The sequence below is a fragment of the Skermanella mucosa genome (genome assembly GCF_016765655.2).
Lineage (GTDB): Bacteria > Pseudomonadota > Alphaproteobacteria > Azospirillales > Azospirillaceae > Skermanella > Skermanella mucosa.
This window is the reverse complement of the sequence record NZ_CP086106.1, coordinates 958155-970481: the sequence shown is the minus strand read 5'-3', so window position 1 is coordinate 970481 and position 12327 is coordinate 958155. Positions and strand designations below refer to the sequence as shown.

General features: G+C 67.2%; 13 protein-coding genes. 7 read left to right on the top strand and 6 right to left on the bottom strand.

All coding sequences use genetic code 11. The features are described from left to right. Positions 1-10 precede the first annotated feature (10 nt). From pgeF to pth, 4 genes are all read left to right on the top strand, one after another. Entirely contained in the window at positions 11-781 is a 771-nt protein-coding gene (pgeF, locus tag JL100_RS04440) for a peptidoglycan editing factor PgeF (RefSeq protein ID WP_202681674.1), read from the top strand. 294 nt (positions 782-1075) lie between these two features. Further along, complete coding sequence (locus JL100_RS04435; protein WP_158044023.1) at positions 1076-2011, top strand: ribose-phosphate pyrophosphokinase; 936 nt, start codon at positions 1076-1078, stop codon at positions 2009-2011. Positions 2012-2172: 161 nt separating this feature from the next. Then, the gene (locus tag JL100_RS04430; protein WP_202681675.1) at positions 2173-2784 is read left to right on the top strand and encodes a 50S ribosomal protein L25/general stress protein Ctc; all 612 of its coding nucleotides are present in this window, start codon (positions 2173-2175) and stop codon (positions 2782-2784) included. A 4-nt stretch (positions 2785-2788) separates the two neighbouring features. Then, positions 2789-3352 (top strand): aminoacyl-tRNA hydrolase, encoded by a 564-nt coding sequence (gene pth, locus JL100_RS04425; protein ID WP_202681676.1) that lies wholly within the window; start codon positions 2789-2791, stop codon positions 3350-3352. A gap of 21 nt (positions 3353-3373) precedes the next feature. Here the strand turns inward: pth and JL100_RS04420 are convergent, their stop codons facing one another. After that, positions 3374-3598: a hypothetical protein gene (locus JL100_RS04420; RefSeq protein ID WP_202681677.1), complete on the bottom strand. Its 225-nt coding sequence runs from the start codon at positions 3596-3598 to the stop codon at positions 3374-3376. 154 nt (positions 3599-3752) lie between these two features. Here JL100_RS04420 and ychF point away from each other — a divergent pair, with 154 nt between their 5' ends. Beyond that, positions 3753-4853, top strand: coding sequence for a redox-regulated ATPase YchF (ychF, locus tag JL100_RS04415; RefSeq protein ID WP_202681678.1), 1101 nt, complete (start codon positions 3753-3755; stop codon positions 4851-4853). Between the two features lie 155 nt (positions 4854-5008). After that, a complete protein-coding gene (locus JL100_RS04410) occupies positions 5009-7453 on the top strand; it encodes an EAL domain-containing protein (protein ID WP_228421069.1) in 2445 nt (814 codons plus the stop codon). Positions 7454-7456: 3 nt separating this feature from the next. Here JL100_RS04410 and JL100_RS04405 read toward each other — a convergent pair whose 3' ends face one another. From JL100_RS04405 to petA, 5 genes are all read right to left on the bottom strand, one after another. After that, on the bottom strand, positions 7457-8290 hold the full coding sequence (locus JL100_RS04405; RefSeq protein ID WP_202681680.1) for a VOC family protein: 834 nt from the start codon (positions 8288-8290) through the stop codon (positions 7457-7459). Continuing rightward, complete coding sequence (locus JL100_RS04400; protein ID WP_323378410.1) at positions 8290-8835, bottom strand: DUF924 family protein; 546 nt, start codon at positions 8833-8835, stop codon at positions 8290-8292. Before JL100_RS04400 ends, JL100_RS04405 begins: the two co-directional genes overlap by 1 nt. 94 nt (positions 8836-8929) lie before the next feature. Next, a complete protein-coding gene (locus tag JL100_RS04395; RefSeq protein WP_202681681.1) occupies positions 8930-9697 on the bottom strand; it encodes a cytochrome c1 in 768 nt (255 codons plus the stop codon). A gap of 1 nt (position 9698) precedes the next feature. Further along, complete coding sequence (locus JL100_RS04390) at positions 9699-10958, bottom strand: cytochrome b (protein WP_158044014.1); 1260 nt, start codon at positions 10956-10958, stop codon at positions 9699-9701. A 20-nt stretch (positions 10959-10978) separates the two neighbouring features. Continuing rightward, positions 10979-11548: a ubiquinol-cytochrome c reductase iron-sulfur subunit gene (petA, locus tag JL100_RS04385; RefSeq protein ID WP_202681682.1), complete on the bottom strand. Its 570-nt coding sequence runs from the start codon at positions 11546-11548 to the stop codon at positions 10979-10981. Between the two features lie 289 nt (positions 11549-11837). Here petA and JL100_RS04380 point away from each other — a divergent pair, with 289 nt between their 5' ends. After that, entirely contained in the window at positions 11838-12326 is a 489-nt protein-coding gene (locus JL100_RS04380; protein ID WP_202681820.1) for a tRNA (cytidine(34)-2'-O)-methyltransferase, read from the top strand. Position 12327: the final 1 nt, after the last annotated feature.

Genomic DNA, 12327 nt, shown 5'->3' with positions numbered 1-12327 from the left:
GGACCCTGAAGTGATCACACTCGGCGCGCTGAACGACATTCCGGACATCCGGCACGGCTTCTTCACCAAGCGGGGAGGCGTGAGCACGGGCATCTACGCTTCCCTGAACTGCGGGCTGGGATCCAACGACGACCCCCGCCACGTCGCGGAGAACCGGCGCCGCTGCGCCGCGGCGTTCGACCTGGAACCGGACCGGCTGGTCACGCTCTACCAGGTCCACAGCCCCGACGTGGTGACGGTGGAGCGGCCCTGGCGGCCCGGCGAGACGCCGCCCCGCGCCGACGCCATGGTCACCGCCATGCCGGGCGTGGCGCTCGGCATCCTGACCGCCGACTGTGTCCCGGTCCTGTTCGCCGACTCCGAGGCCGGGGTGATCGGGGCCGCGCATGCCGGGTGGAAGGGCGCCAAGGCCGGCGTGATCGAGGCGACGGTCGGCGCCATGGAGGCACTGGGCGCCCGCCCGGAGCGGATCGTGGCGGCGATCGGCCCCTGTATCGCCCAGCGGTCCTACGAGGTGGGGCCGGAGTTCCCGGCCCCGTTCCTCGCCGAGGACGCGGCCAACGCCGATTTCTTCGCGCCGGCGCGGCGGGCCGGGCACTTCATGTTCGACGTAGGCGGCTATGTCGGGCGGCGGCTCGGCCTCAGCGGCGTCGCGGCGCTCCAGCGCTGCCCGAACGACACGGTCGCGGAGGAGGACCGCTTCTTCAGCTATCGCCGGGCGACCCTGCGCGGCGAGGCGGACTACGGCCGCGGCATTTCGGTCATCGTCCGGCAGTCCTGAGGACCCGCCCAGATGCCCTATGTGATCATGCTGATCGCTTTTTGCGTGCTGGGACTGATGGTGAGCTGCGTCATCTGACGTGGCTTTCCGCTTCCTTTTCCGCCCGGCAAGGAACAGGGCGAGGCCTCCTTGCGTTGACCCCATGTGCAGGGTGCATGGGGACCGCGATGGCCGTCATCGAACATTTACATGACGGGGGCGGGCTGATATGGTCCCGGCCGATTTCGTGTTGCACCGGTTCCCGATAGTCGGGACGGCGTCAACGGCACTATTTCCAGAAGAGAGCTGCGAAGTATGAAAGTCATAGCCGGCAACAGCAACCGGCCGCTGGCCGAAGCGATCTCGGCCGCACTCAACGTGCCGTTGACCAAGGCCAGCATTCGTCGTTTCTCGGACATGGAAGTGTTCGTCGAGATCCTGGAGAACGTCCGCGGCGAGGACGTGTTCGTCATCCAGTCGACTTCGTACCCGGCCAACGACAACCTGATGGAGCTGCTGGTCACGATCGATGCGCTGCGCCGCGGTTCCGCGCGCCGCATCACGGCCGTGCTGCCCTATTACGGCTATGCCCGGCAGGACCGCAAGACGGGTCCGCGGACCCCGATCTCGGCCAAGCTGGTCGCCAACCTGATCACCATGGCCGGTGCCAACCGCGTGCTGACGCTGGACCTGCACGCCGGCCAGATCCAGGGCTTCTTCGACATCCCGCTGGACAACTTGGAGGGCGCGCCGGTCTTCGTCCGCCACATCCAGGAGACCACCAAGCACGGCGAGCAGCTTGTCATCGTGTCGCCGGATGTCGGCGGCGTGGTGCGCGCCCGCGCCATCGCCAAGCGGCTCGACGCCGACCTGGCGATCATCGACAAGCGCCGCGAGCGGGCCGGCGTGTCCGAGGTCATGAACATCATCGGCGAGGTCGAGGGCCGGCGCTGCATCCTGGTGGACGACATCGTGGACAGCGGCGGCACCCTGTGCAACGCCGCCGCCGCCCTGATGAAGGAAGGCGCGAAGTCGGTCAGCGCCTATGTCACCCACGGCGTGCTGTCCGGCGGCGCCGTCGCCCGCGTGTCGTCGTCGCCGCTGGAGATGCTGGTGACCACCGACAGCATCCAGGCGACCGAGGCAGTGCGCGTGTCGCGCAACGTGCGCCAGCTCACCATAGCCCCGCTCATCGCGGAGGCGATCACCCGGATCAGCGAGGAACGGTCGGTTTCCAGCCTGTTCAACTGATCGGATCATTCAGGAATTCGCGGGAAGCCGGGTACGGCTCCCCGCACAGGGACCTGCGGTCGGCGCCGAGCAAGGCGGCCGCGGTACGCCAGCACCCCTGGAGGCTGGCGTTCACCCAAAGGCGGCCCGGAGCGGCCGCCTTGTCATTGGAGTAGTAGAGTATGTCCGAAGCTACAGTTCTCGCCGCCGAGGCGCGCGACCGGGCCGGCAAGGGGGTTGCCCGTCAGACGCGCCGCGCAGGCCGGATCCCCGCCGTGATCTACGGCAACAAGGAAAAGCCGGTGATGATCTCGCTGGACCGGTTGAAGTTCGACCGCATCCTGCGCACCCCGGGCTTCTTCACGCACCTGTTCGACGTCAAGGTCGGCGACGCGTCCTATCACGTGCTGCCGCGCGACGTGCAGTTCGACCCGGTCACCGACACGCCGATCCATGTCGACTTCCTGCGCGTCAGCGGGGAAGCCAGGATCACCGTCGAAGTCCCGGTCGAGTTCGTCAACCAGGAGAAGTCGCCGGGCCTGAAGCGCGGCGGCATGCTGAACATCGTCCGCCACGCGATCGAGGTCGAGTGCGGCGCCGAGGAGATCCCGGAGCACATCACCGTGGACCTGACCGGTTTCGACCTGGGCGACTCGATCCACATCAGCTCGGTCACGCTGCCGGCCGGCGTCAAGCCGACCATCACCGACCGCGACTTCACGGTCGCGACCATCGCCGCCCCGTCGGCGGTGAAGTCGGAAGCCGCCGGCGAGGAGCCGGAGGAGCAGGAGTAAGCCAATGCTGCTGCTGGTGGGTCTGGGCAATCCAGGATCGGAATATGCCCGCAACCGGCACAATATCGGCTTCATGGCGGTGGACGAGATCGTCCGCCGCCATGGCTTTGGCCCCTGGCGCAGGCGCTTCCAGGGGCAGAGCTGCGACGGCTCGGTCGATGCGGAGAAGGTGCTGGCGCTGAAGCCGCATACCTTCATGAACCTTTCCGGCCAGTCCGTCGGCGAGGCGATGCGCTTCTTCAAGCTCACCCCGCCCCAGGTGATCGTGATCCACGACGACCTCGACCTGGTCGCCGGCAAGGTCAGGGTGAAGCAGGGAGGCGGCCATGGCGGCCACAACGGCCTGCGCTCGATCGACGACCATATCGGCAAGGACTACTGGCGCATCCGGCTCGGCATCGGGCATCCCGGCCACAAGGACCAGGTCCACGGCTATGTCCTGCATGATTTCAGCAAGACCGAGCAGGCCTGGCTGGAGCCGTTGCTCGACACGGTCGCGCGGGAGTTTCCCCTGATGGTCGCGGGCCAGCCCGAGAAGTTCGCCAGCCGAGTGGCGCTGGCCGCCTGAACCCCCTCGGTCCCTGCCCCGTCAGTCCTTTCCGCCGCCCTTCTTCAAGGCATCCACAAGCTTGCGCTGGAACCTGCCGCCGTCGCGCCGGGTCGCCAGGAACTGCCGGACCGCACTCTGGGCGGTATCCCGGTCGTAGGGCACCTTGCCTTCGCTGGCGAGGTCGAGGCGTTCGATCACCTTGGGGTCAAGGCTGCTCCGCAGGGCGGCCATCTGGCGCAGCAGTTCCTGACGCGGATCGGACATGGTCGGCGGATCTCCCCTTTTCGATAGGGCTATCATAGCATGATCCGCGCGGAGCCGTACGGGACTTTCGTTTTAGGTCCCGGTGCCGCATATAAGCTGCCAGACGGGCCGGACGCCGGCCCCCGGAAAATCTCTTGAAAGCGACGGCATCCCCATGGGTTTCAACTGCGGCATCGTCGGCCTGCCGAATGTGGGCAAGTCCACTCTGTTCAACGCGCTGACCGCCACCCAGGCGGCCGAAGCGGCCAACTTCCCCTTCTGCACCAAGGAGCCGAACGTCGGCCGCGTCGGCGTGCCGGACCCGAGGCTGGACAAGATCGCGGCGATCGCGAAGTCGGCGAAGATCATCCCGACCCAGCTGGAATTCGTCGACATCGCCGGGCTGATCCGGGGTGCTAGCAAGGGCGAAGGGCTGGGCAACCAGTTCCTGGGCAACATCCGCGAGGTCGATGCCATCGTCCATGTGCTGCGCTGCTTCGAGGATGACGACATCACCCATGTGGAAGGCGGGATTGACCCGATTCGCGACGCCGAGACCGTCGAGACGGAGCTGATGCTGGCCGACATGGACGGGCTGGAGCGCCGGCTGACCGCCACCCAGAAGAAGGCCAAGGGCGGCGACAAGGAAGCCAAGGCGACCGCCGACATGATGGAGCGCGCGCTGGCGGTCCTCCAGGCCGGCAAGCCCGCCCGGACGCTCGAGATATCCGCGGACGAGGAGCCGCTGTTCAAGTCCCTGCTGCTGCTGACCGGCAAGCCGGTCGTCTATGTCTGCAACGTCGAGGAAGCCTCGGCCGCCACCGGCAACGCCCTGTCGGCCAAGGTCGCCGAAATGGCGAAGGCCCAGGGCGCGGCCAGCGTCGTCGTCTCCGCGGCGATCGAATCCGAGGTGGCCCAGCTCGCCGACGCGGCGGAGAAGACGGAATTCCTGGAGACCCTGGGGCTGGAAGAGCCGGGCCTGAACCGGGTGATACGCGCCGGTTACGCCCTGCTCGACCTCATCACCTTCTTCACCGTGGGCCCCAAGGAGGCGCGTGCCTGGACGGTGCGGCGCAACGCGAAGGCTCCCGAAGCCGCCGGCGCGATCCATAGTGACTTCGAACGGGGCTTCATCCGGGCGGAGACGATCGATTATAACAGCTTTGTCACGCTGGGCGGCGAGCAGGCTGCGAAAGAAGCGGGAAAGATGCGGCAGGAGGGCAAAGAGTACATCGTTCAGGATGGCGACATATTCCATTTCCGCTTCAACGTGTAGACCTGAGAAGTTGCTGCCGCGTTACCCCAAACGATAGGAGAAAAGATTTTTTATTAAAAATGGGGCGATGATCCGACTTCCTGTGTTACTTCTGATAGGAGTTAGTACGGCACGAGCCGGATCGATGGGCCGGATCAATGGGTTCAAGTACAGGCATGTTTGATGTGATGGCCGCTGGTCTGGAGGCGCTGATCGCGCATCCGCGCAAACCGGCGTCCGAAGGAACCGGTCACGCGATCCTGAAGCGACCGGCGGCCCCCTCGGGCGAACCCGAGGTCGTCGCGGTGAACGGCCGCTTCACGCACCTGCTGGGCGCCACCACCGACGAGATCGTCGGGCGGCCGCTGGGCGAGCTGGCCGCACGGTCGGCCCGCCCGGAGGATATCGCCCGTCTGGCCGAGGTACTGGCCGCGAACGAGGTCGCGACCGTCATCCTGAACCTGACGGCCGGCCCGGTCGCGCTGATCATCCAGCCGATCGCTGTGACCGGAGGCGCCCCGGCTTCGCACATCCTGGTCACCGAGGATACCGGACCGAGCGACGGCCAGATCAGCCTGGTCATCGACCATCTGCTGGCCGCCGTCTTCATCGTGGACGTCCTGCCGGACGGCAGCTTCCGCTACGCGATGCTGAACCGCCGTCACGAGGAACAGACCGGCCTGATCGCCGCCGACGTGGTCGGCCGCAGCCCGGAGGAGGTCCTGCCGCCGGATGATGCCGCCAGCGTGCTCGCCCACTACCGGACCTGCGTCAAGCGCCGGCTGCCGACCACCTTCCAGGAAGTGCTCCACCTGCCGACCGGCCGCCGCCACTGGGAAACCCGGCTGGTGCCGATCACCGGCGGGGTGGCGGGATCGCGGGTCACCCGCCTGTTCGGGTCGAGCATCGACATCTCGGAGCGGGTGGTGGCCGAGCAGGCGCTGCGCGACAGCGAACAGCGCTTCCGCTCGATCTTCGAGCATGCCGGGGTCGGCATCGGCTATGCGGCCGTGGACGGCAGGATCATCGACGTCAACCGCACCCTGGAGACCATGCTGGGCTACGGGCGGGACGAGCTGATCGACCAGTCGTTCAAGCACTTCGTCCATGTGGACGAGATCTCCCACGTCACCGGCCGGTTCCAGGAGCTGCTGAGCGGCCGCAGGGCGACCTTCCAGACCGAGCGCCGGTTCCAGCGCCGCGACGGCACCGCCTTGTGGGCGCGCACCACGGCATCGCTGGTGCGCGATCCGCTGGGGCGGCCCAAATACATCATCGGGCTGTTCGAGGACGTGACGGAAACCCGCCGCGCCCGCGAGCGCATCCATTATCTGGCCTCGTTCGACCAGGTCACCGGGCTGCCCAACCTGTCGCTGTTCAGCGAGCGGGTCGCCTCGGCGCTGGAGCAGTCGGAATCCGCCGGCCGGGTCGCCGCCCTGCTGGCGATCAGCTTCGACCGGCTCGACCCGATCCGGTTCGCGCACAGCCGCAGCGCCGCGGAACACCTGATGCGGCGGCTGGTCGACCGGCTGCGCCGGGCGCTGGGTCCGGGCGACCTGGTCGGCCGGATCGGCGACGACCTGTTCGCCGTGCTGCTGCCCGACCTGGCGGACCATGACGAGGCGCTGGCGACGGTGAAGAGCATCATCGCCACCTTCGGAACGCCGATCGAGGCAGACGGGCAGGATTTCCTGCTGCCGCCGATGATCGGGGTCAGCCTGTTCCCGTCCGACGCCACCGGACCGGACGAGCTGGTCCGGATGGCGGGGGCCGCCCTTCAGCGCGCCCGCGACCTCGGCACCTCGCGGTACGAGCTGTACTCGCCCGACATGGAGACCCATGCGGCCCGCCAGCTCTCCCTGGAGAGCCGGCTGCGCCGCGCGATCGACGCCGACCAGTTCGAACTGCTGTACCAGCCCAAGATCGAGGTCGAGACGCTGAAGCTGACCGGCTTCGAGGCTCTGGTCCGCTGGCGCGGCGAGGACGGCGCCCTGATCTCCCCCGGCGAGTTCATTCCGGCTGCGGAAGAAACCGGCCTCATCATCCCGCTGGGCGAGCTGGTGCTGCGCGACGCCTGCCGCCAGATGGCGGAGTGGCGGCGCGCCGGGGTGGTCGATGTGCCGGTCTCCGTCAACCTGTCGGGCCGTCAGGTCAGCGACCCGCACCTGAGCCGGAAGGCGCTGGCGATCCTGAGGGACTCCGGCCTGCCGGCATCGCACCTGAAGCTGGAATTGACGGAGACGGCGCTGTTCCGCAGCACGCCGGGGATCCGCGACGCGCTGCTCGAACTCCACGCGGCCGGCGTCCGCTTCATGCTGGATGATTTCGGAACCGGATATTCCTCGCTCAGCTATCTGAAGCGCTTCCCGATCGAGGCGATCAAGATCGACAAGAGCTTCGTCCAGAGCATGGTGGAGGACCCCGACGCCGCCTCCATCGTGAATGCCATCATCAACATGGCGCATGCCCTGAAGATGCGGGTGGTCGCCGAGGGGGTCGAGACCCACGAGCAGCTGATCTTCCTCAGGGCCTACCGGTGCGACCGCATGCAGGGCTTCCTGTTCGCGCCGCCGACGCCGGTCGCCGACATCCCGGCGCTGGTCCGCCGGCTGGCGATATAGGACTCAAGACACGGCGAACTCCAGGATGACGCCGTTGGCCTGGAGCGGCGGCACGACGATGCGGGCGCCCGGAGCTTCCGCCGTCGCGATCCCCTGACCGCCCAGGTAGGCGCGGGTCCCCGCCAGGTCGCGGCAGAGCACCGTCATCACCGGCGCGGGCTCCAGGCCGGGGTAGCGGCGGGCAAGACGGTCCGGAGCGACGAAGCGCAGGGCGTGGCCCCCGGCGCGGACGTCGAGGCGGCCCCTGCCTGCATGAAGCGCCGCCGGGCCGAACAGGGCCGCGTAGGCGGGCGCCAGTGCTGCGGGATCATCGGCCGGGACCGTGACCCCCTCCAGGCCGACGGCGCCGTTGGGATGGTCGAGCCAGTCCGGACGGCGCAGCAGGCCGGGCGTCAGGTGGGTGCAGCAGAAGGCCGACAGGCCGGGCATCGCCTCGGGCTTGAAATGGACCAGCGAGAAGCGCGGCGTGACCGTCCCCTCGGGCAATTCCAGCAACCGGCCGAGGTCCTTCGGCGGTTCGGTGACGTCGGGGTGGGCCAGGTGGACGGCGTCCGCGTCCGCCGCCGCGAAGGCGAGCCCGAGGAATCCTTCGCCCTGCGTCTCCAGCAGGGTGTCCAGGCGGTTCAGGAACTGGCCGGGATCGACGATGCCGAGCAGCTCGACATAGTCGCCCGGGAACATGATGCAGTAGTTGCCGGTCCCCCAGCCGATATGGCGGCCGCGCGGGGTCACGGTGAAGCCGAGGTGCCGCCACGTCGCGCGCGCGGCCTCCAGGTCGCGGACGCCCACCAGGGTATGGTCGATGCCCGAGATCGGGCCGATCGCCGGGGCGGCCATCAGAACGACGATCCCGGCTGCTTCAGGAAATCCTCTTCCTCCTCCGTCGAGACGCGACCCAGGATCCGGTTGCGGTGGGGAAAGCGGCCGAACCGCTCGATGACCCGCAGGTGCCGCTCGGCATAGTCGAGATAGCCGGGGTCGCCCACCCGGTCGCGGAACAGTTCGACCGAGAGCCGCTGGTCCGCCAGATCCTCGCTGTGCTCCAGCGGCAGGTAGAGGAAGGTGCGCTCGTCCTTGTCGAAGCCGCCGTCATAGCCGCGCTCGACCGCCAGCTTCGTCAGGTCGCGGGCGGCGGCATCGGTCGCGAATGCCCGAAGGCTGCCCCTGAAGACGTTGCGGGGCACTTGGTCGAGCAGGATGACCAGGGCCAGGCAGCCCCGCGGGTGATCCCGCCAGTCGGCCAGCCGGTTCGCCGCCGCCTGCTCGTAGGCGGGCAGCAGGAGCCGCCGGACCTCGGCGTCGAAAGCGTCGCTCCTCTCGAACCAGTTCGGCCGGGTCGCCGGACTGAACCAGAAGCCGTTGATGTCATGGAACGTCATCATTCGTCGTTTCCTCCCCTTGGCCACACGGGACCTGAAAACAGAAAAGGGCGCCCGGGGCGCCCTTTTCCATGGTTCCAACGGATACCGGCGGCACTCAAGGGTGCGCGTCGGCCCAGACCTTGCGCTTCACGGCGTACATCATACCCGCGAAGACCAGAAGGAACAGGATGACCTTCACGCCGGTCTGCTTGCGCGTCTCCAGGTGAGGCTCCGCCGCCCAGGTCAGGAAGGCGGCGACGTCGTGCGCCAGCTGGGCCTGGGTGGCCGGGGTCTCGTCAGCGTAGGTGACGCTGTCGTCCTGCAGGATCGGCGGCATGCCGATCAGGTGGCCGGGGAAGTACTTGTTGTAGTACTGGCCGTCCGGCACGGTGAAGCCCTCCGGCGGATCCTCGTAGCCGACCAGCAGGGCGTGGATGTAATCCTCGCCATGCGGGCGGGCCTTCGCCATGAGCGACAGGTCGGGCGGATAGGCGCCGCCGTTGGCGACGCGGGCGGCCTGCTCGTTCGGGAACGGGTTCTTGAAACGGTCCGCCGGGATGGCGGGCCGTTCGAACATCTCGCCGTTGTCGTTAGGCCCCGCGGTGACCTCGTACTGGGCCGCGATCGCCTTGACCTCGTCCTCGCTGAAGCCCAGCGCCTGGAGGTTGCGGTAGGCGACGAGGTCCATCGAATGGCAGGTCGAGCAGACCTCCTTGTAAACCTGGAAGCCACGCTGGAGCGCCGCCCGGTCGAAGGTTCCGAAGATGCCGCTGTGGGACCATTCCTGCGGAGGCGGAACGGGGGCTTCGGCCGCGGCAAGGGCGGTGCCCGTGAGGCCGAGACCGACGGCCGCGGCCAGGATGACCGTCTTCAACGCGCGCATGTTAGGCCTTCTCCATCGGCTTGGCGGCTGCCGCGGTCGCGAGACGACCACCGCCCTTCAGAACGGGTTCGCTGATGCTGCTGGGAAGCGGCCGGGGGCGCTCCAGCTTGCCGAGCAGGGGCAGGATGATCAGGAAGTGGGCGAAGTAGTAGATCGACGCGACGCGGGCGAGGGTCAGCCAGATACCTTCGGCCGGCATCGCGCCGGCATAGCCCAGCACGAGGCAGGCGACGACCAGCACCCAGAAGAACTGGCGGTAGATCGGCCGGTAGTTGGAGCTGCGGACCTTGGAGGTGTCCAGCCAGGGCAGGAAGAACAGCACCGCGATGGCGCCGAACATGGCGAGCACGCCACCCAGCTTGTCGGGGACCGCGCGCAGGATCGCGTAGAACGGCAGGAAGTACCATTCCGGGACGATGTGCGCCGGGGTGACCAGCGGGTTGGCCGGAATGTAGTTGTCCGGATGGCCCATGAAGTTCGGCGCGAAGAAGACGAACCCGGCGAACACCAGCAGGAAGATGCTGAGGCCGAAGGTGTCCTTGATCGTGAAGTAGGGGTGGAACGGCAGGCTGTCCTGCGGGCCCTTGATGTCGATGCCGACCGGGTTGTTCGAGCCGTGGACATGGACCGCGGCGACATGCAGAAAGACCACGCCCAGCAGGACGAACGGCAGCAGGTAGTGCAGCGCGAAGAACCGGTTCAGCGTCGGGTTGTCGACCGAGAAGCCGCCCCACAGCCAGGTGACGATATGGTCGCCGATGATCGGGAAGGCGGAGAACAGGTTGGTGATGACGGTGGCGCCCCAGAAGCTCATCTGGCCCCAGGGAAGCACGTAACCCATGAAGGCAGTGGCCATCATCAGCAGCAGGATGACGACGCCCAGCATCCACAGGATCTCGCGCGGGGCCTTGTAGGACCCGAAATACAGGCCGCGGAAGATGTGGATGAACACGGCGATGAAGAACATCGACGCGCCGTTCATGTGGACGTAGCGGATCAGCCAGCCCGAGTTGACGTCGCGCATGATGCGCTCGACCGACTGGAACGCATGGTCGGTATGCGGCGTGTAGCTCATCGCCAGCGTGATGCCGGAGACGATCATGATGATCAGCGTGACCATCGCGATCGCGCCGAAGGACCACAAATAATTGCAGTTCTTCGGCATCGGGTATTCGTTGTACTCGTGATGGAGCCCGGTGAAGATCGGCAGGCGGTAGTCGATCCACCGGACTATGGGGTTCTTGAACTGCGGGGCAGCCATGTTCAGCTCCAGTTGACCAACTAGCCGAGGCGAATCGAGGTGTCCGTCAGGAAAGCGTATTCCGGAACGGCGAGGTTCAGCGGCGCCGGCCCCCGGCGGATGCGGCCCGAGGTGTCGTAGTGCGAACCGTGGCAGGGGCAGAACCACCCGCCGTAATCACCCTTGGGATCGGTCGGTTTCTGGCCGAGCGGGACGCAGCCGAGATGGGTGCACACGCCGACCATGACCAGCCATTGCGGCTGCTGGACGCGGGCGCTGTCGGGCGCGGGGTCGGGCAACTCGGCGAGGTTGACCGCCTGGGCGGCCGCGATCTCCTCCTCCGTGCGGCGGCGGATGAAGACCGGCTTGCCCCGCCACGTGACAGTGATCGCCTGGCCGACCTGGACCGGCGTCAGGTCGACGTCGATCTGGGCGAGCGCCAGCGTATCGGCGGCCGGGTTCATGCTGTTGATGAACGGCCAGGCCACCGACGCGACGCCGACCGCGCCGACTGCCGCGGTAGCGAGATAGAGGAAATCGCGACGGGTCGCTCCCTCGCCTTCATGGCCTCCCTGACCGCCAGCACCGGCCGGATGGGTGGTATCCGACATTAGCTTTTCTCTCCTTGGCCCTGGCAAGCGCACTGGCGTGCGCTTGCAAACCGGACGGACATTAACAATAGTTTTCGGCCGTGTCTGCTTCGGACCTTGCCCAAAACCTCGAGCCCAAAACCTCGGGACTAGGGGCCGGTTCGCGCCGGCCGCAGTTGCGACAGGGATATACCTCTGGTTCCCGGTCAAGGAAAGCCGGAGTTCCGGGGACATAGTGTCGCGCTTGCCCGACTGGGTCGTTTCGCAGAAAGAATGACTCTTGATTTTTCCGACGACACACACTAGCCGCATCAGGCTCGCGCTCTACCAGCCCGATATCCCTCAGAATACCGGCGCGATGATGCGCCTGGCCGCCTGCCTGGACGTGCCGCTGGACATCATAGAGCCCTGCGGCTTCATCCTGGACGATCGCAGGCTGCGCCGAGCCGGCATGGATTATATTGATCATCTTGATCTGACCCGCCATGCCTCCTGGGAAAAATACGTCACCGGAACCAAGGGAGGCCGACTCGTCCTCCTGACGACGCGCGGCTCGGTCCCCTATCTCGACTTCGCGTTCGAGGCGGGCGACACGCTGCTGATGGGCAGCGAGAGCGCCGGCGTGCCGGACGATGTCGCCGAGGCCGCGGACGCCCGGGTCAGGATCCCGATGCGGCCCGGCCTGCGGTCGCTGAACGTGGCCCTCGCCGCGGCCATGGTGCTGGGCGAGGCGTTGCGGCAGACTGCCCCCGGCGGTATGGGAACCGACGGTATGGGAATGGAAACGGGAAGGGACTGAG

Coding starts and splice junctions, on each gene's coding strand:
- JL100_RS04435 (WP_158044023.1), top strand. CDS start 1,076: ATGAAAGTCATAGCCGGCAACAGCAACCGGCCGCTGGCCGAAGCGATC.
- JL100_RS04430 (WP_202681675.1), top strand. CDS start 2,173: ATGTCCGAAGCTACAGTTCTCGCCGCCGAGGCGCGCGACCGGGCCGGC.
- pth (WP_202681676.1), top strand. CDS start 2,789: ATGCTGCTGCTGGTGGGTCTGGGCAATCCAGGATCGGAATATGCCCGC.
- JL100_RS04420 (WP_202681677.1), bottom strand. CDS start 3,598: ATGTCCGATCCGCGTCAGGAACTGCTGCGCCAGATGGCCGCCCTGCGG.
- ychF (WP_202681678.1), top strand. CDS start 3,753: ATGGGTTTCAACTGCGGCATCGTCGGCCTGCCGAATGTGGGCAAGTCC.
- JL100_RS04410 (WP_228421069.1), top strand. CDS start 5,009: ATGTTTGATGTGATGGCCGCTGGTCTGGAGGCGCTGATCGCGCATCCG.
- JL100_RS04405 (WP_202681680.1), bottom strand. CDS start 8,290: ATGGCCGCCCCGGCGATCGGCCCGATCTCGGGCATCGACCATACCCTG.
- JL100_RS04400 (WP_323378410.1), bottom strand. CDS start 8,835: ATGATGACGTTCCATGACATCAACGGCTTCTGGTTCAGTCCGGCGACC.
- JL100_RS04395 (WP_202681681.1), bottom strand. CDS start 9,697: ATGCGCGCGTTGAAGACGGTCATCCTGGCCGCGGCCGTCGGTCTCGGC.
- JL100_RS04390 (WP_158044014.1), bottom strand. CDS start 10,958: ATGGCTGCCCCGCAGTTCAAGAACCCCATAGTCCGGTGGATCGACTAC.
- petA (WP_202681682.1), bottom strand. CDS start 11,548: ATGTCGGATACCACCCATCCGGCCGGTGCTGGCGGTCAGGGAGGCCAT.